The 24,224-nt window shown below is 65.3% G+C and carries 21 protein-coding genes; 3 read left to right on the forward strand and 18 right to left on the reverse strand.

Going from position 1 to position 24,224, the window contains the following annotated elements; genetic code table 11:
- Positions 1–12: 12 nt before the first annotated feature.
- Genes OOB33_RS15505 through OOB33_RS15530 form a run of 6 tightly spaced genes read right to left on the reverse strand, consistent with a single transcriptional unit; the run spans position 13 to position 6,182 of the window.
- Entirely contained in the window at positions 13–759 is a 747-nt protein-coding gene (locus OOB33_RS15505; protein ID WP_102770256.1) for a tetratricopeptide repeat protein, read from the reverse strand.
- Positions 760–2,967, reverse strand: coding sequence for a GNAT family N-acetyltransferase (locus OOB33_RS15510; RefSeq protein WP_271009339.1), 2,208 nt, complete (start codon positions 2,965–2,967; stop codon positions 760–762). It lies immediately after the preceding gene.
- Positions 2,964–4,193, reverse strand: coding sequence for a DegT/DnrJ/EryC1/StrS family aminotransferase (locus OOB33_RS15515; RefSeq protein WP_271009340.1), 1,230 nt, complete (start codon positions 4,191–4,193; stop codon positions 2,964–2,966). The genes OOB33_RS15510 and OOB33_RS15515 overlap by 4 nt, the downstream gene beginning before the upstream one ends.
- Positions 4,190–5,098 (reverse strand): hydrolase 1, exosortase A system-associated, encoded by a 909-nt coding sequence (locus OOB33_RS15520; protein WP_271009341.1) that lies wholly within the window; start codon positions 5,096–5,098, stop codon positions 4,190–4,192. The genes OOB33_RS15515 and OOB33_RS15520 overlap by 4 nt, the downstream gene beginning before the upstream one ends.
- Positions 5,095–5,919 (reverse strand): hydrolase 2, exosortase A system-associated, encoded by an 825-nt coding sequence (locus tag OOB33_RS15525; protein ID WP_102770259.1) that lies wholly within the window; start codon positions 5,917–5,919, stop codon positions 5,095–5,097. Before OOB33_RS15525 ends, OOB33_RS15520 begins: the two co-directional genes overlap by 4 nt.
- Positions 5,920–5,930: 11 nt before the next feature.
- Complete coding sequence (locus OOB33_RS15530; RefSeq protein WP_102770260.1) at positions 5,931–6,182, reverse strand: acyl carrier protein; 252 nt, start codon at positions 6,180–6,182, stop codon at positions 5,931–5,933.
- 286 nt (positions 6,183–6,468) lie between these two features.
- On the opposite strand from OOB33_RS15530, the gene OOB33_RS15535 reads away from it, so the two are divergent.
- Together OOB33_RS15535 and OOB33_RS15540 are read left to right on the forward strand one after the other, a co-directional pair.
- Complete coding sequence (locus OOB33_RS15535) at positions 6,469–8,106, forward strand: acyl-CoA ligase (AMP-forming), exosortase A system-associated (RefSeq protein WP_271009342.1); 1,638 nt, start codon at positions 6,469–6,471, stop codon at positions 8,104–8,106.
- Between the two features lie 71 nt (positions 8,107–8,177).
- Entirely contained in the window at positions 8,178–9,443 is a 1,266-nt protein-coding gene (locus OOB33_RS15540; protein WP_102770262.1) for a pyridoxal-dependent decarboxylase, exosortase A system-associated, read from the forward strand.
- A 27-nt stretch (positions 9,444–9,470) separates the two neighbouring features.
- Here the strand turns inward: OOB33_RS15540 and OOB33_RS15545 are convergent, their stop codons facing one another.
- From OOB33_RS15545 to OOB33_RS15595, 11 genes are all read right to left on the reverse strand, one after another.
- Positions 9,471–10,982: an aldehyde dehydrogenase gene (locus tag OOB33_RS15545; protein ID WP_271009343.1), complete on the reverse strand. Its 1,512-nt coding sequence runs from the start codon at positions 10,980–10,982 to the stop codon at positions 9,471–9,473.
- A gap of 26 nt (positions 10,983–11,008) precedes the next feature.
- Positions 11,009–12,439 (reverse strand): DUF3138 family protein, encoded by a 1,431-nt coding sequence (locus tag OOB33_RS15550; protein WP_271009344.1) that lies wholly within the window; start codon positions 12,437–12,439, stop codon positions 11,009–11,011.
- Between the two features lie 78 nt (positions 12,440–12,517).
- The gene (locus tag OOB33_RS15555) at positions 12,518–13,375 is read right to left on the reverse strand and encodes an ABC transporter permease (protein ID WP_102770265.1); all 858 of its coding nucleotides are present in this window, start codon (positions 13,373–13,375) and stop codon (positions 12,518–12,520) included.
- The gene (locus tag OOB33_RS15560) at positions 13,372–14,325 is read right to left on the reverse strand and encodes an ABC transporter permease subunit (protein WP_102770449.1); all 954 of its coding nucleotides are present in this window, start codon (positions 14,323–14,325) and stop codon (positions 13,372–13,374) included. The genes OOB33_RS15555 and OOB33_RS15560 overlap by 4 nt, the downstream gene beginning before the upstream one ends.
- Before the next feature lie 11 nt (positions 14,326–14,336).
- On the reverse strand, positions 14,337–15,425 hold the full coding sequence (locus OOB33_RS15565; protein ID WP_102770266.1) for an ABC transporter ATP-binding protein: 1,089 nt from the start codon (positions 15,423–15,425) through the stop codon (positions 14,337–14,339).
- A 115-nt stretch (positions 15,426–15,540) separates the two neighbouring features.
- Positions 15,541–16,665 (reverse strand): polyamine ABC transporter substrate-binding protein, encoded by a 1,125-nt coding sequence (locus OOB33_RS15570; RefSeq protein WP_271009345.1) that lies wholly within the window; start codon positions 16,663–16,665, stop codon positions 15,541–15,543.
- 136 nt (positions 16,666–16,801) lie between these two features.
- Positions 16,802–18,232 (reverse strand): aspartate aminotransferase family protein, encoded by a 1,431-nt coding sequence (locus OOB33_RS15575; protein WP_271009346.1) that lies wholly within the window; start codon positions 18,230–18,232, stop codon positions 16,802–16,804.
- 39 nt (positions 18,233–18,271) lie between these two features.
- Positions 18,272–19,639: a glutamine synthetase family protein gene (locus OOB33_RS15580; protein WP_271009347.1), complete on the reverse strand. Its 1,368-nt coding sequence runs from the start codon at positions 19,637–19,639 to the stop codon at positions 18,272–18,274.
- Between the two features lie 91 nt (positions 19,640–19,730).
- Positions 19,731–20,492, reverse strand: coding sequence for a gamma-glutamyl-gamma-aminobutyrate hydrolase family protein (locus OOB33_RS15585; protein WP_271010063.1), 762 nt, complete (start codon positions 20,490–20,492; stop codon positions 19,731–19,733).
- Positions 20,493–20,566: 74 nt separating this feature from the next.
- On the reverse strand, positions 20,567–21,910 hold the full coding sequence (locus OOB33_RS15590) for an NAD(P)/FAD-dependent oxidoreductase (RefSeq protein ID WP_271009348.1): 1,344 nt from the start codon (positions 21,908–21,910) through the stop codon (positions 20,567–20,569).
- Between the two features lie 22 nt (positions 21,911–21,932).
- On the reverse strand, positions 21,933–23,213 hold the full coding sequence (locus tag OOB33_RS15595) for an aspartate aminotransferase family protein (protein WP_271010064.1): 1,281 nt from the start codon (positions 23,211–23,213) through the stop codon (positions 21,933–21,935).
- Between the two features lie 218 nt (positions 23,214–23,431).
- Between OOB33_RS15595 and OOB33_RS15600 the strand changes: the two genes are divergently transcribed.
- Positions 23,432–23,902 (forward strand): Lrp/AsnC family transcriptional regulator, encoded by a 471-nt coding sequence (locus OOB33_RS15600; RefSeq protein ID WP_102770272.1) that lies wholly within the window; start codon positions 23,432–23,434, stop codon positions 23,900–23,902.
- 72 nt (positions 23,903–23,974) lie between these two features.
- Here the strand turns inward: OOB33_RS15600 and OOB33_RS15605 are convergent, their stop codons facing one another.
- Positions 23,975–24,163 carry a hypothetical protein gene (locus tag OOB33_RS15605; RefSeq protein ID WP_102770273.1) on the reverse strand — a complete coding sequence of 63 codons (189 nt, stop codon included), beginning with the start codon at positions 24,161–24,163 and terminating at the stop codon, positions 23,975–23,977.
- Between the last annotated feature and the right edge of the window lie 61 nt (positions 24,164–24,224).

Genomic DNA, 24,224 nt, shown 5'->3' on the forward strand with positions numbered 1-24,224 from the left:
CCATGGGCGACGTCAGCGGCTGCGACCAGCGTCGCTGGCAGAGCCGCTGGGCGCGGAGGCAGTGGCATCGGCGGCCGTCGCGGACGAGGCCGCCGCTGGGGATGGGTAGGGGGTCACCTTGGACGGATCACCGCCCAGGCGACGGTAGAAGTTGCGCAACTCCGGGGCATCCGGAGCGTGGCGCAACCCTTCTTCGATCAATTCGCGTGCCGCATCCTTCTGGCCCGCCTTGACCAGCACCTCTGCCCAGCCGGTGTAGGCCGGCGGGTAGCCTGGCTTGATCTGGCGTGCGTTGTCGTAGGCGTCAAAGGCCTTGCTGAAGTTCTCCAACTGCAAAGCGGCGTCGCCGATGCGTGCGTACACCTCAGGCTTCAGGCGGAAGTCGGCCGAGGCATTGTTGATGACGTACTCCAGGTCGTTGAGCGCGGTCGTCACCAAGTGGGCACGTTTTTCCTTGTTGGGTGTCATGCTGGCGCGTCGCAGGCTGACCAAGGCCCAGCAGTAGTGGTGCACATGCTTGAAGGTCTCGCCCATCCGCGCGCCCCAGTACGCCCATTTGGGATGGGAAAAGGAGTAGACCGGGTAATTCAGGCGGTCTTGGCAAAAATCGGGCAGCAGGGCGATTTCTCCGGCCGTGAAGTTGCCTTGCTCTGCGCTGTGCGCGGGTGCCTGGAGCGTCAGGCACAAGAGCGTAGCGACCATCAAAACGCGGTGAGGGCGGCGGTGTGGGGTGACGCTGGATGAGGGCATGGCGGGCATTCAAGCATTGTCAGGGAGGTTGGTCGTCTGCGTTGCAGCATCTTCCGGAGCTTTGCGTAGTCTTTGCCAGGCCTGTTGCAGGCGCGCCAGCCAGGGGCGCAGCCACGTGGCCAGGCGATCTCGTACATGGAGCTTGAGACCGGGCCAGGTCTTCGGGTTGTAGGCCACCCAACCCCAACGTTCGCGCCGCTGACTGAGCCAGCGCTTCTTGTAGGGGTCGTCGCCAATCAGGTAGTCGACTTCCTTGACCTGGTCGATGTCGATCACATGCTTCATGACCTCGGCGGTCAGAACACTGCCGGGCGCAAAGCGCTTGTACTCTTCGTCGTATGCCACCTTGTAGATGTCGGCACGACCATGGGACGACAGCCACAGCTGGGCGGCAATCGGGGTGTCGCCATGCCAGGCCAGGCCGAGGCGCAGCCAACCGCGCTGGGCACAACGGCGCATCAGGTTCGGGATGAAATCAGGGTAGGGCTCGGGCTTCTTCCAGCTGCGCGCATAGACCGAGGCAAAGGCCTCCAGGCCGCGCTCGAGGTCGGCTGGGTCAGTGATCACCTCAAGCCGCCCTTGTTCTTGCAGCAGCTTCTTGCGCATGCGTCGGACTGTGCCGCGCAGACTGGTGCTCAGCTGATCCACAAAGGCATCACCGCTGATCGTGATGGTCTGGAACCAATTGCCAAAGCAAAAATATGGGTGAGTCTTGAGTCCAGCCTGGCGCATGCCTTCGCCCAGCATGCGGTAGGCATCCGAGTCGCGATCGAGCGGCGCGAAGTACATGGCGTAGATCTCGGGTCGTTCGGCCAAGATCATGCGGAACAAATGAGTGATGTCCGTGACCTGGGCCTCGGGTGCCAGGACCGGGGCGTACAACGCGGTGTAGTAATTGCCCAGTGCCACCAGCCGGCCATGGCGCGGTGCCAAGTCCATTTCCATGCGCACCGGCAGCACGATCAGCGCCTTGCCCTGACGGCGCAGCACGTAAAAGCCGGGGGCGTCTTCGGCCGTCATCACCGTGTCCAGCAGCACCTGGTACCAATCCGAGCTGAACTGTGCAGACTGGCGTTCGGATTGGGCCATCAGGGCCTTCACATCGTCCGGGAAGTCGGTAGGCCGCTTGTAGAACTCCAGCGAGGCTTCTGCCTGGGGCAGGCTGGGGTCGAGCAGGCTGGGTGTGAAGCAACGCCTGATCTGGCGCGCGGCGCTGAAGGTTCTGGCTATCAAGGCGTGGCGATACAGGCTGAAATGGAGGATGAGCCGAGACTCGCTGCCCCAGGACAAAAGATCCTGATCGGCATTGGTGTAGAACTCAATTCGGCGCCCCGGATAGCGCTGGTGCAGATTCCTAATGACAAACATCAGCAGTATCCTTCCCGGTGCAAGTCTGGCATAGGCCTCGGCGTAGGTGGTTTTGAGAAAAACCACCGATTCATTGCGCAGGATGACCAGGCGCGAGGCGACCAAATCGGCCCCGAACCACATCTCGAACACCAGCGCTTTGCCCAGCTGGGCAAACTCTCGCATGATCTCGCGGTAGAAGTGGCCTTGCTGGTTGTCAGCGCTGAGGGCTGTTCCCGTGCTGCCTTTCCATCCGCGTGATTCAAGCTCGGCATAACGAAGCACTGCCGCGTCGATGTCCTGCGCCTGATCGACCACCCGAAAATCTGGCTGCAAGCCCTCTTCCTGGGTGCGTCGCTCATAGCGGCGCATATTGCTGATGAGTTTTTTGTGCCGCGAAGCCCAGTAGCTCTCGAAACTGCCCGTCATCGGAATGGCGATGGTTCGGGCATGCTCAAGCGAGCGGCTGGCAGCGCGCGGGTTGGCCTCGAGGCCACCGGTTTGGGTGAATCCGGTGTCGATGCACATCAGATCCAGGGCCCAGGCAGGAGCGGGCAGATGGGCCAGCAGGTCTTGGGCCGCAGCCAGATCGGGTAGCAAGGCCGGCGCGATTTGGGCCTGGCTTGGCAGAAACGTGGCCCAGGTGCCGAAGTCTCTGCGGCGCAGCACCAGCATGGCATCGGCCTTGCCGTCTTGGCGGCGGATGCAGAGCAACTCGCTTCCGTTTCCAAAGTGCTTGAGCAATTGGTTGACGAACCCGCTCCAGAGCATGGGGTGGGCACGGAAGCTTTGGCGGTTCAGCTCATCCCACTCCACGCTGAAATCGCCGAGCGCATGTCGAAGCGGGTGACAGCTCCAGCTGCCGCTCATGGTCGGGCCCCTTGCCGCGACAGGCAAGCATGCAAGGTACGGCTCATCCAGTGCCAATGCGCTTCGCTCAAGCCTTGATGGCAGGGCAGGTGCAGCAGGCCCAGTCGATAGCGGCGGGCCGTGCTGCATTCCGAGGCCAGTTCATCATCCCAGCGCCAGATCGGCAGGCCGGCATGCTTGAGTCGGGCAAAGTGAAGCTCGGGCGCCTCTAGCAGCACCGGAAACATATAGGGCACACAGGTTTCGGGCAGGCTTGCGTGCAGGGGCCGGAGCCGGGGCAACTCAGCGCACAGGCTCAGCCAGCGACGGAAGTTCTCGCGCCGCCGAGCCGCCACTGGGGCCAAGGCACTGCGAGCCAGAATGAAGCTGGAGATGGGCAGTTGGTAGCTGCCTTCATCGGTGGGGAGGTAATGGGATGAAATGCCGACGCAATCTTCTTCCCATTCCCGGGCCGGCGCAGCCGCAGCGGTCAACTGCGGATCGGGCTCGACAAAGCGCGGCGCCTGTGCAGGACCTGCCGCCAGCTCGCGCAGCAACTGAGCCACCTGTCGCCAGCCCTGGCGGCCTCGGCGGGGCGTTTCGATGTTTGCCGCGATCGGGCCCTCTGGGCGGGGCCAGAGCAGGCCCATCTCGGGCACGGGGATGAACTTGTAGGGACTGGAAACCGCGTAATCGCCGTGCATGCCGATGCCTTCGGGCAGTGCTCCTGGCCCCAGTGCCAGGCAGTGCGAGCAGTCTTCGATCAAGCTGAGTTGATGGGTCTCGCACAGGGCGCGTACCGCTTGCATCAGCTCGGGCGATTGGGCAAAGCCAAAGAAGTGGGTCAACAGTAGACAGCCGCCGCGCAGGTCTCGGCTTTGCAGCAGAGCCTGGAGCGCAGGCAAGTCAACGGCAAGATCGGGGCGCAAGGCGTAGAGCGCGATGTCAGCGCCCAAACGCAGGGCCGGGTCCACCATGGTCGGGCAGTGGTAGCTCGGGGCCAGCAAGGTGCGACCAGGCGCGAGCCCTGCGCGCCGACAGGCCTCGAGCAATGCGTAGCGGCCACGCAGAAAGACTTGGGTGCGTGTCGGGTCAAGCCTCACTCCCTCTTGCCGCCACCAACTGATTTGCTTGCGGTCAACCGGCGCCAGCATGGGCACGGCGGCGCGCGGGAAGCGGCAAGGGCTGGCGTCGAAGCGCAAGCGACGCAACACAGGCCGCGGTGGACTCTCGGGCACCGAGTTCATGGGTGTGCCCGTGCGTCGAGCGGGGTCTTGCTGGAGACCTGGCGCAGCCAGTCAGCCGTCAGCTGGGCCACCTGATCGCGAGCCGCCGCGTTCGAAAAGGTGTGGTCTGCTTCGGTCAGATCGGCGCGCGTCACATAAGTTGCCTGGAGAAGACCCTGCCAGCCGGCGTCGGCCTGGGCATGTTCCAGGAACTCTTTGGCCGTCAGGTCCCGGCCGCTCAAGATCAACAGCAAGGGCGAATTCAGCTGGCGCCAGGCGGTTGCCATTTCCTCTTGAAAACTCAGGCTCGTGGCAGCCTTGGCTGCGCCTGCCGCTCGCGCACGGCGCAGGTTGCCGAGCAGATCGCGCAGAGCCGCGCCTGCAACGCGGCCACTGAGTAGCTTCTTCCAGAACTCCGGCTGCTTGAGTCGGTCCAGGTAGTAATGCTTGACGGTGGCCTTGGCCAGGCTCGCCTCGGAACGCACCCAGGGATTGAGCAGGCAAAGGCCGGCCAGACGGGTGTCACGACGGCGCTGCCAGTACATCAGCGCGGCCGAAGCGGCATCGCACAAGCCCCAGATCACCAGGCGCTGCACGTCTGGGTAGGCTGCCTGGAAGGCATCGAGGGCAGCGCCGATGTCGGCCGTGATCTGTTTGAAATCATGCAGCTCGCCACTGCTGTCGCCCATGCCTCGGTGGTCGAAGCGCAGCACGGGAAAGCCCTGGCGCGCCAGTTCACGGCTCAGCAGGGTGAACTGGCGATGGCTGCCCGCTCGATATTGGGGCCCCCCGACCACGATCAGCACGCCCAGCGCCTGCGCTGTGACTTCTGCCGGCGGCAGGGTCAGCACCGCCTGCAGGGTTTGCCCCTCACAGGTGAAGGTCAGTGCCTGTTGAAGGTAGGACTTGCTGGTCACCGTGCTCATGCCATCAGCTCTCGGGTGACGGTCAACAGCTCCGGCGCGTCCTCGATCTCGGTCGTCTGCCAGAAGGAAGGGCCGAGTGCCAAGGCGCTGCGCATGGCGTAACCCTGGTTCTGCCATTGGCCGATCATGGTTTGAGAGGCGGGGCTCAGCTCCGTCGCGCTGCGTGAAATCTCGATCCAGGCCACGCGGGGCTGGCTGTCAAGCTTGCGCGGCGGTGGCTTGAGGCTGGCGGTTTCAAGGCCATGCGCCACGCCTGGTGGCAGGCGATAACCTGCGATTTCGACGCAGTCGCCTTGCGTCAAGGTCTGGCGGACCTGTTCCGCCAAGCCTTTTTGCTGGCCGTCCATCATGGCGGCGGCCGTCTTCAATCGAATGAACTGCTGCAGCACCAGCTTGCCTTGAGTGCTCGGCTGCCAGAAGAGGAAATGGCAGGCTTCGTCCAGGGCTTCGGCCACTGCCGGCGCGAGCAGGCAGCCGGCGCGCAGACCCCAGAGCGTCAGCGGGGCCTCGCGGCCCACTTGCGTGTTGAGGTATTCGACCCCGAGCAGGCAGTCCTGGATCCAGCCCTGCCAGGAGGCATCGCCAAAATCGCCATCGCTGTCGCCGCAGCCCTGCAAATCGATTTGCAGCACGGCGTAGCCGGCTTCGGCCAGCGCCCGCGCTTGCAGGGCGGCCATGCGCCGGCTTTTGTTCATCTCCTCCGCGAACGGCGGGAGGTAGAGCACGCGCCCGCGAAGCGGGCCCACAGGCCGGTGAAGCAAGGCATAGCGCTGGTCGGCGCTATGAGGGGCATCCAGGAATACGGCGTGCGGCGCGCTCATGCAGGCGTGGTTCAGCCGGCCAGCTTGGCGGCGACGAAGTCCACCAGGGAGCCGACGGTGGCGAAAGTCGCGCCGTCGATCTCATCGTCGTCGGTGACGATGCCCAGCTGTTCTTCCAGTCCGGTGATGAGGCTGACCACGGCCATCGAATCGAGCTCCGGCACGGCGCCCAGCAAAGGCGTTTCGCGGGTGAAGGTGGCGCTGCGGCCATCCAGACTCAGGACCTCGTCCAGAATCCTCAGGACATGCTTTTCTGTGCTCATTCGGCTGCTTCGGTTGTAGGGCGCGGGGATTGCGCCAGCGGGCATCGCTAGTGGCGTTGCGGCGCGCGATCTTATCAGGCCGAAATGGCGCGATTTCCCTCTGTCAGCCCCCCTGCTCCTGGGGGGGAAGAGGTAGTTTTCACGCGCGGCACGAAAGCGCGGCGCCCAATCGCGTGCACACTCCCGCCTGCTCGCGTGCGGCACTGGGGCGGCTGGGTTCAGCCCGGGGGCCATGCGCTACATTTTGAGCTCTTGTTTTCTGGCCTGCCTATTTGCTTGGTGAAGCATGACTGAATCTAGTTCCGTGCCCGTTCGGGAAGCCCATTTGCTGCATGAGTTGATTCTGGTGAGCGCCGCGCGCACGCCCGACGCCCTGGCCTTGACCGCCGGCTCGACCCATTTGCGCTATGCAGAGCTGGCCGATCAGGTGCGCTCCTTCAGCCAGGGGCTGATGGGCACGGGCCTGGCGCGCGCCAGCCGCGTGGGCATTTATCTGGACAAGCGCATCGAGACGGTGGTGGGCAGCTTTGGCGCACCGGCAGCCGGCATGGTGTTCGTGCCCATGAACCCCTTGCTCAAGCCCGAGCAGGTCGGTTTCATCATGGCCGACTGCGCTGTCAGCGTGCTGCTCACCTCGCCCGAGCGCTACGCCTTGCTGCAACCCACACTTGCGCAAGGCAGCAGCCTCAAGCACATCGTGCTGACCGATGGCGCGGCCGTCACGCTGCCCCCGCCACCCGAGGGCGTGCGCCTGCACAGCTGGGCCGAGTTCATGGCCGCCCCGGCCTGCGCCGGCCACCGCGTCATCGACACCGATATCGTCGCCATCCTCTACACCTCGGGCTCCACCGGTCGCCCCAAAGGTGTGGTGCTCTCGCACCGCAATATGGTGGCCGGCGCCAAGAGCGTGGCCAGCTACTTGGAAAACCATGCGCAGGACACCTTGCTGGCAGCGCTGCCTTTGTCCTTCGATGCTGGCTTCAGCCAGCTGACCACGGCGTTCCACTCGGGTGCGCGCGTGGTGCTGCTGAATTACCTGATGCCGCGCGATGTGCTCAAGGCCATGGAGCGCGAGAAGGTCACTGGCCTGACTGCAGTGCCACCGCTCTACATCCAGCTCTCGCAGCTGGAGTGGCCGGCCGCGATCAACGAGAACCTGCGCTATTTCGCCAACACTGGTGGCCGCATGCCGCGCGAAACCTTGGATCTGCTACGCCAGCGCGTGCCGGCTGCCAAGCCCTTCCTGATGTACGGCCTGACCGAGGCCTTCCGCTCGACCTATCTGCCGCCGGAAGAGGTGGACCGCCGGCCCGACTCCATCGGCAAGGCCATCCCCAACGCCGAGATCCTGGTGCTGCGCGAGGACGGCAGCGAATGCGCGCCCGATGAGCCGGGCGAGCTGGTGCACCGCGGCGCCCTGGTGGGCCTGGGCTATTGGAACGACGCCGAGAAAACGGCTGAGCGCTACAAGCTGCTGCTGGCCGGCGTGGGAGGGCGCGAAGGCGGTCTGCAGCTGCCCGAGTACGCCGTGTTCTCGGGCGACAACGTGCGCCGTGACGCCGAAGGTTTCCTCTACTTCATTGGCCGCCGCGACGAGATGATGAAGACCTCGGGCTACCGCGTGAGCCCGACCGAGGTGGAAGAGATCCTTTACGCCACCAAGCTGGTCGGCGAGTGCGTGGCCTTCGGCGTGGACCACCCGACGCTGGGCCAGGCCATCCAGGTCATCGCCACGCCGCCGGCCGGCGCGGAAGCGCTGGACCTGGCCGCGCTGCAAGCGCAGTGCCGCCTGCATATGCCCGCCTATATGGTGCCCGCAGGCATCGAGGCCCAGCCCGGCCCGCTGCCGCGCAACCCGAACGGCAAGATCGACCGCAAGCTGCTGTCCACCGCCTGGGTCGAGCGCCAGCAGACTTCGGCCTGAATGACCACTGATTGACCGCTGATCGACCGCTGAGCCGCCACCCATTCCCAGAAGACGTTCCCGAACCCACCATGTCTGACGCCACGCCCACCCCCAAGCGCGCTCCGGTGCACGCCCCCATGACCCAGTTCCCGCAAGCGGCCGACGGCTCGCTGCAGATCGGCGGTCAAAGCCTGAGCCTGCTGGCCGAGCGCGTGGGTCAGACTCCGTTCTATGCCTACGACCGTGGCCTGTTGCGTGAGCGCGTGGCCCAGTTGCGCGCTGCCCTGCCCAAGCAGGTCAAGCTGCACTATGCGATGAAGGCCAATCCGCTGCCCGCCGTGGTGGGCTGGATGGCCGGTTTGGTCGACGGCATCGACGTGGCCTCGGCCGGCGAGTTGCAAGTGGCGCTCAATGCCGGCGCCGATCCGGTCGAGATCAGCTTTGCCGGCCCCGGCAAGCGGGACATCGAGCTCCAACAAGCCGTGGCGGCTGGTGTGCTGGTCAATGTGGAGTCAGCAAGAGAGCTGCCAGTGCTGGCCGCTGCGTCCCAGCGTTATGGTCTGCCGGCCCGCGTGGCCGTGCGTGTCAACCCCGACTTCGAGCTCAAGGGTTCGGGCATGAAGATGGGCGGCGGCCCCAAGCAATTCGGCATCGACACCGAGCAGATGCCCGAGCTGCTGGCCGAAATCGGCCGCCTGGGCCTGGCCTTCGAAGGCTTCCATCTGTTTGCCGGTTCGCAGAACCTGAAGCCGGAGTCCATCTGCGAGGCGCAGCAGAAGTCCTACGAGCTGGCCCTGCGCCTGGCGGCCCTGGCGCCATCGCCGGTCAAGTTCCTGAACCTGGGTGGTGGCTTCGGCATTCCCTATTTCCCGGGCGAGCAGCCGCTGGACTTGAGCCCGATCGGCGTCAATCTGCAGCAGCTGGTCGAGCGTGCCGCGGTGGACATGCCGCAAGCGCATCTGGTCATCGAGCTGGGCCGCTATCTGGTCGGCGAGGCCGGCATTTACGTGACCCGCATCGTCGATCGCAAGGTCTCGCGCGGGCAGACCTATCTGGTCACCGACGGCGGCCTGAACCACCACCTCTCGGCCTCGGGCAATTTCGGCCAGGTCATTCGCAAGAACTACCCGGTCACCATCGTGCGCCAGCATGGCGCAGCGCCGGTGGCTGAGCGCGAGACCGCCTCGGTCGTGGGCCCGTTGTGCACGCCGCTGGACCTGCTGGCCGACCGCATGGACCTGCCGGTGGCCGAGATCGGCGATCTGGCTGTGGTGTTCCAGTCGGGTGCCTACGGCGCCAGTGCCAGCCCCGAGCACTTCCTCGGCCACCCGCGCTGCGTGGAAGTGCTGGTCTGAGTCTCGGTCTCGGACCTCCGGCCCTGCTCAGGGGTTGATGCGCAGCCAGGTCGTTTTCAGTTCCGTGTACTTGTCGAAGGCATGGAGTGATTTGTCCCGCCCGTTGCCGCTTTGCTTGTAGCCGCCGAAGGGCACGGTCAGGTCGTCTTCGTCGTACTGGTTGACGTGCACCGTGCCGGCGCGCAGGGCGCGGGCCACGCGGTGGGCGCGGTCGATATGGCTGCTCCAGACGCTGGCCTGCAGGCCGTAGGGGCTGTCATTGGCCAGGCGCACGGCCTCGGCCTCATCCTTGAAACGCAACACGCTCATCACGGGGCCGAAGATCTCTTCGCGGGCGATCTTCATGCCCGGGCTCACCCCGTCAAAAATGGTGGGGGCGACGAAGTAACCGCCGGTTTCGACGCGTTGCTGTTCGCCGCCGACGACCGCACGCGCGCCCTCGCTGCGGCCCGATTCGATATAGCCCATCACCGTGCCCAGCTGCCCGGCGTCCACCAGGGCACCCATCACCGTGCGCGGGTCCAGTGGGTCACCGGCCTGGTATTTGGGCGCCTCGGCGGCCAGCAGCGCCAGGAACTCATCGGCGATGCTGTCATGGACCAGCACGCGTGAAGGGGCATTGCAGCTCTCGCCCTGGTTGAAGAACATGCTGCCGGCCACGGTTTTGGCGGCGCGCGGCAGGTCGTCGAAATCGGGAAAGACCAGGAAGGCCGACTTGCCGCCCAGCTCGTTGTAGACCCGTTTGAGGTTGCTGCGGCCCGCGTACTCCAGCATCTTGCGGCCCACGCGAGTGGAGCCGGTGAAACCGACCGCGTCCACCTCCATGTGCAAGGCCAGGGCCTCGCCGGCCTCATGGCCGTAGCCGGGCACCACATTGAAGACCCCCGGCGGCAGGCCGGCGTCCAGTGCCAGTTCGGCCAGGCGCAGCGCCGTCAGTGGCGACTTCTCGCTGGGCTTGAGCACCACCGAGTTGCCGGCCGCCAAGGCCGGCCCCAGCTTCCAGGCGGCCATGATCATGGGGTAGTTCCAGGGCACGATGGCGCCGATCACGCCCATTGCCTCGCGCTGGATCAGGGCCAGGGCATTGGGGCCTGTGGGCGCGATCTCGTCGTAGATCTTGTCGATGGCTTCGGCATACCAGGCGATGCAGCGCGCGGTGGAGGGCACATCGACGGCCAGCGAGTACTGGATGGGCTTGCCCATGTCCAGGGTCTCCAGCAGGGCCAGCTCCTCCTTGGCCGCCAGGATTTTCTCGGAGAAGGCTTGCAGCACCCGCTTGCGCGCGGCCGGCGCGCGGCGGGCCCAGCGGCCGTCGTCAAAGGCCGCGCGGGCCGAGGCCACGGCGGCGTCAATGTCAGCAGCCTGGCCACGCGACACAGCGCCGAGGCTGCGGCCGTTGAGGGGCGAGATGCAGTCGAACTGCAGGCCAGACTGGGTGTCGACCCGGCGGCCTTCGATGACGGGGCGGCCGTCGATCTGCACGGCGGCGGCGCGCGCGGCCCAGTCGATGCTGGGGCGGGTGGAGGAGGAACTGCTCATGAAAATCCTGTCGTGCTTGCACCAACTCAGAAACTGACCACCACGGAGGAGCCCAGCAGGTGGTTGCGTTTGGCCCATTGTCCGTTGCTCGGGTTGCCGAATACGGCGCGGTTGGCGCCGTCGAGGCGGTACTCGAACTTGAAGATGGTGTTCTGGTTGAAGAGATAGTTCAGCCCTACCGTCAGGGCATAACGGTTGGCGCCCTTGGAGGCCGTGTCCGGGTCCGGGTTGGCCTCGTCCCAGGCGAAGCCACCACCGCGTCCCAGGCCGTTGCGGCTGTCGTCGCTGCTGTAGCCGAACAGGCCGCCGCCGTTCTTGGCGTTGCGCAGATAGTCCATCCGTGCCACCGCTTCCCAGCGCGGTATGAATTTGTAGCCGACCAGGGTGGACAGCCCGGTCCAGCTGGCGTCGCGCAGTTGGCCATCTTCGTTGAAGATGGCGCTGCCGCGTTGGCGGCCCCAGCTGATTTGGCCTTGGACCGTCCAGTCACCGCGGATGAAGTAGGCATCGGCTTCCAGCAGGTCGACGCGCGTGTCGCGGCCGTTGGCATCGGCGAAGCGCAGATCACCGTTGGCGTCCACGCCATCGGCGGCGTAGTTGTAGGCCTTGCCATGCAGGCCGGTGAAGCCGAAGCCCTGGAACTCGCCCTTGGCATAGTCGACGCGATAGATGAAGGCCGGGGTCTTGTTGCCCGGGGATTTGCGGGCGTTGTTGACATTGGCCAGGCCGGCCCGGATCAGCCATTTGCCGCGGGTCAGGTCCAGCGCCGCGCCGGTGTAGGCGGTAGGGGCGGTGAAGTCGAACAGCAGGTTGTGGGTGATCAGCTTGTTGAGCGGAGGCAAGGTCATTTCATAGCCGGTCCAGTCGGGGATCTGGCCCAGCCAGAGCCGGGTTTGCAGGTCGCCCAGCGGGATGTTGACGCTGGCTTCGTGGACGATGGAGCCGGTGTTGAAGGTGGCGCCCACGCCGCGTTCAGGTGCCAGGGTCAAGCGCCATTTGGTGCCACCTTCCATTTCCTTCTGAAAATCGATCAGGGCCATGCCGAAGTAGCCGCTGTCGTAGGCGTAGGCGTCCTTGTTGAGCAGCTGGAAGCTGCTGCTGTTGTTCTGGCGGTTGTAAATGTAGGTGGGGTCGATGAAGCCGCTGATCTTCAGGTTCTTGGTGCCCATGGCCTCGGCCGAGTCTTCCAGGGCCTCGGTCTTGACGGCGATGCGGTTGAACTCCTGGGCCTGGGCCGGCGTCATGCCCCACTGGGCGCTGCTGGGCGCGGCAGCCTTCTGCTCAGCGGCCTTGAGTTTTTCTTCGAGCTGGCCGACGCGGTCTTTCAGCGCGCGCAGTTCCTTGAGCAGCTCTTCATTGCTTTGCGCCAGGGCCGCACTGGGGTAGGCCGAGGCCAGCGCCAGGCTCAGGGCGGCCAGCAAGGGGGCGGCCGTCTTTGCGTTCGGGGTGGGCTTCATCGCATCTGCTCCTTGGCTTGATTGGGTGGGTATGGGGAGGACGAAAGAGGAATCGGTTCTGTTGAATGGGCGGAGGACTCAAGCGGCCCGCTGTGCGGCCGCCATGTCCAGGCTGCGTCGGCGTTCGGCCCTGGCGATCAGGTAGCTGGCCAGCACCACGCCCAGGGCCACCAGGACGATGATGACCGTGGCCACGGCATTGATGCTGGGGCTGACGCCCAAACGCGCGCGCGAGAAGATCACCAGAGGCAGGGTGGTCGAACCCGGCCCGCTCAGAAAGGCCGAGAGCACCACATCGTCCAGCGAGAGGGTGAAGGTCAGCAGCCAGGCCGACATCAGGGACTGCGTGATCATGGGCAGGGTCACCAGGCCGAAGACCTGCAGCGGCCGCGCGCCCAGGTCCATGGCCGCCTCTTCCAGCTGCGGGTTCAGCTCAGACAGGCGCGCCTGGATCACCACCGTGGCATAGGCCATGCCCAGCAGCAGGTGACCGAGCCAGATGGTCATGGCGCCCCGCTCCGGGAAGCCCAGGGCCCGCTGCAGCGACACCAGCATCAGCAGCAGGGACAGGCCGACGATGACCTCGGGCATCACCAGGGGCGCATTGACCATGCCGGCGAACAAGGTGCGGCCGGTGAAGCGCTTGTACTTGACCAGGGCGAAGGCAGCAAAAGTGCCCAGCAGCACCGAGGCGCAGGCGGTGGCAAAAGCGATCTGCAGCGAAAGCTTGAGGCCGTTCAACAACTCACCGTCCTGCAGCAGCTCGGTATACCAGCGCGTGGTAAATCCGCCCCAGACCGAGGGCAGTTTGGAGTCGTTGAAGGAGTACAGAATCAGCGTGAATATCGGCAGGTAGAGGAAGGCGAACACCGCCACCAGCCAGCTGCGCGCAAACCAGCGCGTAGCCTGGGGGCCGAGCAGGGCCCGGCGGCTCATGGCTGGCCTCCTTTGCGCGCCGCGGCCGGGCCGGCCTGGCTTTCCGCCTGGTAGCGGTTGAACAAAGCCAGGGGCACGATGATGAGCAGAATCATCACCACGGCCACGCTGGAGGCCATGGGCCAGTCGTTGTTGGAGAAGAACTCGTCCCAGAGCACGCGGCCGATCATCAGGGTCTGTGGCCCGCCCAGCAGCTCAGGGATGACGAACTCGCCCACGCATGGGATGAAGACGAGCATGGAGCCGGCGATGATGCCGGCCTTGGACAGCGGCACGGTGATGCGCCAGAAGGCCTGCCAGGGTGTGGCGCCCAGGTCGCTGGCGGCTTCCAGCAGGCGCAGGTCCAGCTTGGCCAGGTTGGCGTAGAGCGGCAACACCATGAAGGGCAGGTAGGTGTAGACCATGCCCACCACCAGGGAGAAGGGCGTGTTCAAGAGCTTGCCCAGGGCAGGGATCATGCCGGCCGAATAGAGCAGCTGGTCCAGGCCCAGGCCCTCGATGGCCTCGGCCACCCAGCCGTGCTCGCCCAGCAGGCCTTTCCAGGCATAGACGCGCAGCAAGAAGCTGGTCCAGAAGGGCAGCATCACCAGCATCAGCAAGGCCGGTTGCAGGCTGGCCCGGGCTCTGGCCATGAAATAGGCGAAGGGGTAGCCGATCAGCAGGCAGCCCACGGTGGTGATGGCCGCGTACTTGAGGCTGGCCAGATAGGCCTTGAAATAGAGCTCGTCCTCGGTGATGAAGAGGTAGTTGCTGAGCTTGATCGCCACGCGCAGCATGCCGTCCGCATAACTGACCAGATCCTTGAAGTGCACCGTCTCCATCTCGGAGACGCTGATCTTCAGCACGATCAGGAAGGGCAGCGCAAAGAACAGAAGCAGCCAGGCATAGGGCAGGGCGATGACAGCGCTGCGCCCCGTGGGCAGGCGCAGGCGGCGGAGCGGGTTCTTCATGGCGGCCGCGGTCATTGCGTCAGCACCACCTGGGCCGTGGGCGACCAGTGCGCCCAGACCTGCTGGTCCCAGCTCAGCGGGTCGGCGCGGTGGCGCTCCAGATTGCTTTCGCTGACCTTGAGCACCTGGCCGCTGGGCAGCTGCAGGTGGTAAACGGTGAAGGCGCCGAAATAGGACAGGTCGCGCACGGTGGCCCGCACCTGGTTGAACTCGCCCTCGGGTTTTTCGCTGCTGAGGCGGATCTTCTCGGGCCGCAAGGCCACGCTGACCGCCATGCCGGCGGTGCCGGTGATGCCGTGGCCCACATAGTGCTGGCAGTCGGCGCAAGCGATGACCACATGGTCGGGCTCGTCGACGCTGAGCTGGCCGTCCATCAAGTTGACGTTGCCGATGAAGTCGGCCACGAAGCGGGTGGCCGGGGTTTCATAGATGTCGGCCGGTGCGCCCACCTGCAGGATGCGGCCCTCGCTCATCACGGCGATGCGGGTGGCCATGGTCATGGCCTCTTCCTGATCGTGCGTCACCATCACGCAGGTCACGCCCACGCTTTCGATGATGTTGACCAGCTCGATCTGGGTTTGCTCACGCAGCTTTTTGTCGAGGGCACCGAGCGGCTCGTCGAGCAGCAGCAGCTGCGGCTTCTTGGCCAGGCTGCGCGCCAGGGCCACGCGCTGCTGCTGGCCGCCGGAGAGCTGATGCGGCTTGCGCTTGGCGTACTTGCCCAGCTGCACCAGCTTGAGCATGGCCTCGACGCGGCTGGCGATTTCATCCTTGGGCAGGCCGTCGCGGCGCAGGCCGAAGGCGACGTTGTCCCAGACGCTCAGGTGCGGGAACAGCGCATAGCTCTGGAACATCATGTTGATGGGCCGGGCAAAGGGCGGCAGGCCCGCCAGGTCCTGACCGTTCAGGATGATTCGGCCGCTGGTGGGTGTCTCGAAGCCGGCCAGCATGCGCAGCAAGGTGGTCTTGCCGCAGCCCGAGGAGCCGAGCAGGGCGAAGATCTCGCCCTTGGCAATGTCGATGGACACACGGTCCACTGCGACGGCGCCGCCGCCAAAATCCTTGACCACGTTTTCGATGCGCAGGTAGTTGGTGGACATGGGGTTTGAGAGGTGAATAGGTGAACGGGTGAACAGGGTGATTCGTGAGTTCTGGTGCAGCTGGGTGAGGCCGTTGTTCACCCATTCACGCGTTCACCTGTTCACTGCCAAGTACTTACAGTCCCGTCTTGAAGCTCGTGTAGATGCGCGTCATCTGGCGGCGTACATCGTTGTTGATGGCGTCGGGGGCGGCCATCTTCTTGAGGTCGCTGTCGCTCAGGAACACGCTCGGGTTGTTGGCCACATCGGGCTTGACGAACTTCTTGGCCTCTTTGTTGGGGTTGGCGTAGAAGACCTTGTTGGTCAGGCTGGCGTGCACCTCGGGGCGCAGGATGTAGTTGATGAACTTGTGGGCATTGCCGGGGCGCGGCGCATCGGCCGGGATGACCATCACGTCCATGAAGATGATGCCGCCGCTCTTGGGGATGAGCGCCTCGATCTTCTGGCCGGTCTTGCCGTCGATGGCGCGCTGGCGGGCAATGTTGATGTCACCCGAGTAGCCCATGGCCACGCACAGCGAGCCGTTCGCCAGGTCGTTGATATAGCCCGAGGAGCTGAACAGGCTGACATAGGGCCGCACGCTCTTCAGTAGGGCTGGCACATTGGCGAAGTCGCCGATGTTCTTGGTGTAGGGCGGTTTGCCCAGGTAGTGCAGGGCGGCGGGCACCACCTCGGTGGCCGAGTCGAGGAAGCTCACGCCGCAGCTCTTGAGCTTGGCCATGTACTCGGGCTTGAAGATCAGGTCCCAGGCGTTTTCGGGCATGGGCATGCCGCCCAGCGCCGCCTTGACCTTGTCCACATTGATACCCACGGTGGAGAAGCCCCAGAGCCAGTTGACGAAGAACTCATTGCCCGGGTCCAGCTTGGCCAGCTGCGCCTGCACCTCGGGATCGAGGTTCTTGTAATTGGGGATCAGGCTCTTGTCGATCTTGCGCAGCAGGCCACCATCGGCCTGCATCTTGGCCCAGTAGCTCGAGGGCACGACGATGTCGTATCCGGTCTTGCCGGCCACCAGCTTGGCGTGGACGATCTCGTTGTTGTCGAAATTGTCGTAACGCACCTTGATGCCGGTCTCCTTTTCGAAGTTCCTGATCGTGTCTTCGGCGATGTAGTCGGACCAGTTGTAGATGTTCAGGACCTTCTCTTCCTCTTGCGCTCGGGCCGGACCGGCCGCGGCCAGCAGGGCGAGCACCGGGGTGAGTGCACAGGCAAGACGACGCAGGGCAGGTGACAGCTTCATGGTGGGGTTCCCGAAAGTTCAGTCTGACAAAGAAGGTGAAGGGTGAGAGGAATCAAGGACAGGATTGCGCCCCAGTCTAGGCATTGGCCGGGCCGCGCCCATCGGCCAAAACCCGGGGCTGTGGCGCGGGCCCCGCTCAGAGCCAACCGCGCTTGCGCAGGTCCTCCAGGGTCAGGTCGAGGCAGCGGCGGACCAGGCCCATCATTTCGTCGACCTGGGCGCGCGTCATCACCAGCGGCGGCGCCACGATCATGCGGTCGCCCACGGCGCGCATGATCAGGCCGTTGCCGAAGCAGTGGCCGCGGCAGACCATGCCCACTTCGAGAGCCTCGTCAAAGGGCGTGGCCGTGGTCTTGTCCTTGACCAGTTGCACCGCGGCCATCATTCCGCAGCTCTGGGTTTCGCCCACCAGCGGGTGATCGTTCAGCTCGGCAAAGCGCTGGGCCAGATAAGGCCCCACATCCTCGCGCACATGGCGCACCACATCGAGTTCGCGCAGCAGGCGGATATTGGCCAGGGCCACGGCGCAGGCGGTCGGGTGGCCGGAGTAGGTGAAGCCGTGGTTGAACTCGCCGCCCTGCTCAATCAGCACCCGGGCCACCCGATCGCCCACCATCACCCCACCGAGCGGGATGTAGCCCGAGCTCACACCCTTGGCAAAAGTCATCAGGTCGGGCTTGGTGCCCATGGTCTCGCAGCCGAACCACTGGCCGGTGCGGCCGAAGCCGCAGATCACCTCGTCGCTGACCAGCAAGATGCCGTATTTGTCGCAGATGCGCTGGATCTCGGGCCAGTAGCTGGCCGGCGGCACAATCACGCCGCCCGCGCCCTGCACCGGCTCGCCGATGAAGGCGGCCACCTTGTCGGCTCCCAGCTCCAGGATCTTGGCCTCCAGCCAGCCGGCGGCCTTGAGGCCGAAGGCCTCGGGCGTCAGCCCGGCCGTCTCGCCGCGCAGGCCAGCGCCATGCTCGAACCAATGCGGCTGGTCGATGTGGGTGATGTTGGGTATCGGCAGGCCGCCCTGGGCATGCATGCCGCTCATGCCGCCCAGCGAAGCGCCCGCCATGGTGGAGCCGTGGTAACCATTCTTGCGGCCGATGATGACCTGGCGCTCGGGCTGGCCCAGCACATCCCAGTAGCGCCGCACCATGCGCACAATCGTGTCGTTACCTTCCGAGCCAGAGCTGGTGAAGAAGACATGCTGGAACTGCGGCGGGCTGATCTCGGCCAGCACCTCGGCCAGTTCGATGGCCGGCGTGGTGGCGGTCTGGAAAAAGGCGTTGTAGAAGGGCAGCTCCTTCATCTGCGCCGCGGCGGCGTCGATCAGGCTTTGCTGGCCATAGCCGACGTTGACGCACCAGAGGCCGCTCATGGCATCGAGGATTTTGTGACCCTCGCTGTCCCAGAGGTAGATGTTCTCGGCGCGGGTGATGATGCGCGCGCCCTTGCGCGCCAGTCCCTGGAAATCGGTGAAGGGGTGGAGGAAATGCCGGCTGTCGGCAGCCTGCCAGTCTTGGGTGGTACGGCTGGAAGTGGCTTGAGGGGCGACGGTGGAGATGGCGTTCATGATGTAGATCCTTGGCTCAGTTCAGCGATGTGATGGCGCTCACACATGGAGCAGCAGATGCTCCCGCTCCCAGGGCGAGATCACCTTCATGAACTCGGCGTACTCGATCTCCTTGATCTCCGAATACACGGTGACGAAGGATTCACCGAGCACCGCGGCCAGCTCTTTCTCGGCGCGCAGCAGATTGAGCGCCTCACCGAGGCTGCGGGGCAGCTGGAAGTCGCCGAGGTAGGCATCGCCCTTGCACTCGGGCGTGGGCTCGATGCGGTTCTTGATGCCCAGATAGCCGCAGGCCAGGGTGGCCGCCAGCGCCACATAGGGGTTGGCATCGGCCCCGATCACGCGGTTCTCGATGCGGCGCGCCGCCGGCTCGGCCAAGGGCGAGCGGATGCCCACGGTGCGGTTGTCCATGCCCCACTGAATGTTGATCGGGGCGGCCGTGTGGCGGGCCAGGCGGCGGTAGCTGTTCACATAGGGCGCGAACAAGGCCATGGCCGCCGGGATGTACTTCTGCAGGCCGCCGATGTACCAGTAGAACTCGGGGCTGGGCGAGCCGTCCTCATTGCTGAAGAGGTTGCGGCCGGTGGCCTGGTTCACCACGCTTTGGTGGATGTGCATGGCGCTGCCGGGCTCGCCGGCGATCGGCTTGGCCATGAAGGTGGCGAACATGTCATGGCGCAGCGCCGCTTCACGCACCGTGCGCTTGAAGAAGAACACCTCGTCCGCCAGGCCCATGGGGTGGGCATGGAAGAAGTTGATCTCCATCTGCCCGGCGCCCACCTCGTGAATCAAGGTGTCGACATTGAGCTCCATCTTCTCGCAGTACTCGTAGACGTCCTCGAACAGCGGGTCGAACTCGTTGACCGCGTCGATGGAGTAGGCCTGGCGCGAGGTCTCGGCCCGGCCCGATCGGCCGATGGGCGGCTTGAGCGGCATGTCGGGGTCGCTGTTTCGGGCGACCAGGTAGAACTCCAGCTCCGGGGCCACCACCGGCTCCCAGCCTTCGGCCGCAAACAGGCCGCAGACGCGGCGCAGCACCGAGCGCGGCGCGAAGGGCACCAGCTGACCATCGCGGTCAAAGCAGTCGTGGATGATTTGCGCCGTCGGGTCGATGGCCCAGGGCACCAGGCGCGCCGTCGTCGGGTCGGCGCGCAAATGCATGTCGCGGTCGTTGGGGCTGATGACGTCGTAGTAAGGGCCTTCTTCCGGGAACTCGCCCGTCACGCCCATGGCCACCACCGCCTCGGGCAGGCGCATGCCGCGGTCTTCGGTGAACTTTTCGCGCGGCAGGATCTTGCCGCGGGCGACACCGGTCAGATCGGGCACCAGGCACTCGATCTCGGTCACACGTTGCGCCTTGAGCCAGGTCTCCAGCTCGCTGAATGTGAAATTGCTGCGATCAACCATCTTGAATCTCCGTGGGTCTTGAGCCCCCGGCCGGCCGCGGTTGCGGCCCGGGTGCCGGGGCATGGGGTCTTGGGAGTTCAGGCGATGGGACCTAGGTCTCGGGGTCGCGCAGCGAGTCGTGCCGGGGTTGGTGGATCTGGTCGCGGTAATCGCGGCAGGCCTGGCCAAAGGCCTGCAGCAAAGCCATGGAATGCGGGTTGTGCGCGGCCTGCCACTCGGGGTGCCACTGCACACAGAGCGAGAAGCCGGGGGCCTCGGCCATGCTGAAGGCTTCGATCAAGCCATCGGGCGCCAGCGCCTCGACGCGCAAGCCCGGCGCCAGGCGCTTGACGCCCTGTCCGTGCAGCGAGTTCACGCGGATGCGCGCCTGGCCCAGCAAGGCCTGCAGTCGGCCGCCGGGCTGGATGGCGATCTCGTGCTGGTCGGCATAGGCGATCTCGGGCGGCTGGCCCTCGGGGGCGCGGTGGTCGTGCAAGCCAGGCTGTTCCTGCACAGCCTGGTGCAGGCTGCCGCCCAGGGCCACATTGGCCTCCTGAAAACCGCGGCAGATGGCGAACAAGGGCATGCCGCGCGCCAAGGCCTTGGGGATCAGGGGCAGGGTCCAGGCATCGCGATCCGGGTCCAGGGGCAGGGCGGGGTTGTGCACCGCCTCGTCAAAATGGCTCGGGTGCACATTCGAGGGCGAGCCGGTCAGCAGCACACCGTCGGCCTGGTCCAGCAAGGCATCGAGGTCTTGCAGGTCCAGCGGCGGCACGATCAGGGGCAGGCAGCCGGCCAGACGGACCGCGTCGACGTACTTCTTGCCGGCGATGTGGTTGGGGTAGTCGCCCACCATGCGTTGGCAGGCGGGCACCAGCACCACGGGTTTGCGTGGTGCTGATTGCGGCGGTGCTTGAGGTGCTTCCGCTTGGGGCTTCTTGACCTGTGTCACAGCAGATCCTTCAGTCGGTAGTACGCCATGCCCAGCACCAAGGCCGGCATGCGCATCAGTGTGCCACCGGGGAAGGGCCGGTGGCGCAAGGCAGCAAAACAATCAAAGCGGCTGGCGTCGTCCGCGATCGCCTCGGCCACGAGCTGGCCCGCCAGCCCCGTCAGGGCCAGGCCATGGCCGGAGAAGCCCTGCAGGTAATAGATATTCTGAGCGGTGCCCAGGCGGCCGAAATCGGGGGCGCGGTTCATGCTGATGTCCACAAAGCCACCCCATGCATAGTCCATGCCAATATCGGCCAGTTGCGGGAAGGTGGCCTGCATGCGCGTGGCCATGCTGGCCTTGAGATCGCGCGGCGTGCGGGTGCTGTAGCTGACCCGCCCGCCGTACAGCAGGCGCTGGTCGGCCGTGGGGCGGAAATAGTCGAGCACGAAATTGTTGTCGCACACCGCGCTGCGCGAGGGGATCAGGGCATTCAGGCGCTCGGCTTCGATCGGCGCGCTGCAGCCGATGTAGGTGCCGACCGGCATGATGCGCTGCGTCAGCTGGGGTGCCAGTTCGGGCGCCAGTTCGGGCAGGTAGACATTGCCGGCCAGCAGCGCAAAGCGGGCTCGCAGCTGGCCCTGGCTGCTGCGCAGCGTGAGCCCCGCTTGAGCGCTTGTGCCCTGTTCCAGTGCCAGGGCCGGGCTGTGTTCGAACAGCTGCACCGGGGCGGTGCCTGGGCGGCGCGCGGGCTCGCTCAGCAGCTGAGCCAGGCCGCGGCAGTACTTCAGCGGATGCAGATGCCCCGAGGCCGGGTCGTGCACGCCGGCCTGGTAGCGCGGGCTGGCGATCCAGTTGGACAATTCGTTCTTCGGAATCCAGCGCTGCTCGTAGCCATAGACCTCGGCCATGCCCTGCTGCCAGGCTTGCAGGTCAGCAGCTTTGCGTGGGCTGGTGGCCACGCTCAGAAAACCGTCCTGCCATTCGCAGTCAATGCCGTAGCGCTTGCTGCGCTGACGGATCATCTCGACGGCTTCCAGGCTCATGGCCCAGATGCGGCGCGCCTCGGCGAGGCCCAGCTGGCGTTCGATCTCGGCCATATCGCAGGCCAGCCCGGCCAGGGCCTGGCCGCCGTTGCGACCAGAGGCACCGCCGCCGATTTCGCCCGCTTCCATCAGCGCCACGCTGAAGCCGCGCTCGCTCAGCTCCAGGGCGGCCGACAGTCCCGCCAGTCCGCCGCCGACGATGGCCACATCGGCCTCCACCGTGCCCCGCAGCGGCGCGAAGCCGGGGCCTTGCGGCGCGGTGGCCGCGTAATAGCTGTCTCTCGCGAGCTGACGATCGATCTGCAGCAAAGGCATGCAAGCGTGGGTTGGTGAGGGCTCAGGCGGCGCGTTGCAAGGCGCCGCGCACGGTGTCGATCAGGCGATCAATGTGGTGCTTCTCGATAATCAGCGGCGGGCTGAAGGCAATGGTGTCGCCGGTGGTGCGGATCAAGACGCCTTGCTCCCAGCAATCGAGGAAGATCGAGAAGGCGCGTTTGGCCGGCTCGCCCGGCAGCGGCGCCAATTCGACGCCGCCGACCAGGCCCAGATTGCGGATGTCGATCACATGGGGCGCGCCCTTGAGCGAATGCAGGGCTTCGGCGAAGTAGGTCTGCATCTCCGCGGCGCGGGTCAGCAGGCCTTCTTCGGCATACGTGTCCAAGGTCCCCAGGGCCGCCGCGCAGGCCAGGGGGTGGGCCGAGTAGGTGTAGCCGTGGAAGAACTCGATCAGATGCTCAGGCCCCTGCATGAAGGTGTCGTAGATGGACTGCTTGGCGAACACCGCGCCCATGGGCACGGCGCCGTTGGTCAGGCCCTTGGCCACCGTCATCAGATCGGGCGTGACGCCGAAGGTCTGGGCGCCAAAAGGCTGGCCGGTGCGGCCGAAGCCGGTGATGACCTCGTCGAAGATCAGCAGGATGCCGTGCTTGTCGCAGATCTCGCGCAGGCGCTGCAGATAGCCTTGGGGCGGGATCAGCACGCCGGTGGAGCCGGCAATCGGCTCGACGATGACGGCCGCGATGGTGCTGGCGTCATGCAGGGCGACCATGCGTTCCAGATCATCCGCCAGCTCAGCGCCGTGCAAGGGCTGGCCCATGGCGTAGGCATTGCGCGCCGGGTCGTGGGTGTGGCGCAGATGGTCCACGCCGCTGAGCAAGGTTCCGAACATCTTGCGATTGGCCACCATGCCGCCGACCGAGATGCCGCCGAAGTTCACACCGTGGTAACCGCGCTCCCGGCCGATCAAGCGCGTGCGCGAGCCTTCACCGCGCACGCGGTGGTAGGCCAGGGCCATCTTCAGCGCGGTCTCCACCGATTCAGAACCCGAATTGGTGAAGAAGGCCTTGTTCAGGCCGGTCGGCGTCAGCTCGACCAGGCGCTCGGCCAGCTCGAAGGCCTTGGGGTGGGCCATCTGGAAGGGCGGCGCGAAATCAAGCTCGGCCGCCTGCTTCTGGATGGCTTCGACGATGCGCGGCCGGTTGTGGCCGGCGTTGACGCACCAGAGTCCGGCAATGCCGTCCAGCACCTGGCGGCCTTTGTCATCGGTGAAGTACATGCCGTCCGCGCGCGTCAGCAGGCGCGGCGACTTCTTGAACTGCCGGTTGGCGGTGAACGGCATCCAGTAGGCGTCCCGCTTCGGGTCCGCACTGGCGGTGGTGCTGGGGGCCGAATCGGGGGCGATGGACTGGCTCATGACGGGCTCTCCTCAAGTCAACAACTGAGGGTCAGTCTAGAGAGCCTTGCGCGCAATGTGCGAGCGCATTCGCCCCGGTGCTTACCCGAGGTTCTGCACGTTTGTGCCATCATTCAGTGAATGATTCGCACAAAATTCGAAATATGAGTTCAGAAGTGACTTTGGATGCGATTGACCGCGGCATTCTGGCGGCGTTGCAGCGCGATGGCCGCATCAGCAATGTGGAGCTGGCCAAGCTGGTCCATCTCTCGCCCTCGGCCTGTCTGCGGCGGGTCAAGCAGCTGGAAGACGCCGGTGTGATCGCCGGCTATGTGGCGCTGCTGAACCCCAAGGCCATCGGCCAACCGGGCACCAGCTTCACCATCATCAATCTGGAGCGGATGACGCCGCAGGCGCTGGGCGCCTTCGAGCAGGCGGTGCGGGACATCCCGGAGATCCTGGACTGCTTCTATGTGGCGGGCACCAATGACTACCTGATGCGCTTTGCCTACAAAGATGCCGAAGACCTGGAGCGCCTGCACAGCGATGTGCTGATGCATCTGCCTGGTGTGGCGCGCAGCAACTCGATGCTGGTGCTGCGCACGGTCAAGAAGACCACGGCGTTTGAGCTTTGAACGCTGAACTTGGAGCCCGGGCCGAGTGGTTTCCGGGCTGTGCGGTGGATCGCGGCAGCGATCCCGCCGGTCTTACATGGCCAGGCCCATCATCAGGGCGGTCAGGCCGAAGCAGCTCAGGGTAGCGGCCAGGCCCAGGGTCTCGGCGACCAGGTTCACTTGCTTGCCGAAGGCAAAGGTGCCGGCCAGGGACGGTTGCTGTTGTTCAGCGTTCAGCAGGTACTGTTGCGATTGAGCGAGGAAGGCGGGAGTTGCAGTCATGATGATGTTTTGTCTCTGTAGCGACACCCCTGTGGGTGACTTCGAGCGCAATTATCAATGA

The sequence above is a fragment of the Paucibacter sp. B51 genome, assembly GCF_027863535.1.
GTDB classification, from domain to species: domain Bacteria; phylum Pseudomonadota; class Gammaproteobacteria; order Burkholderiales; family Burkholderiaceae_C; genus Paucibacter_A; species Paucibacter_A aquatilis.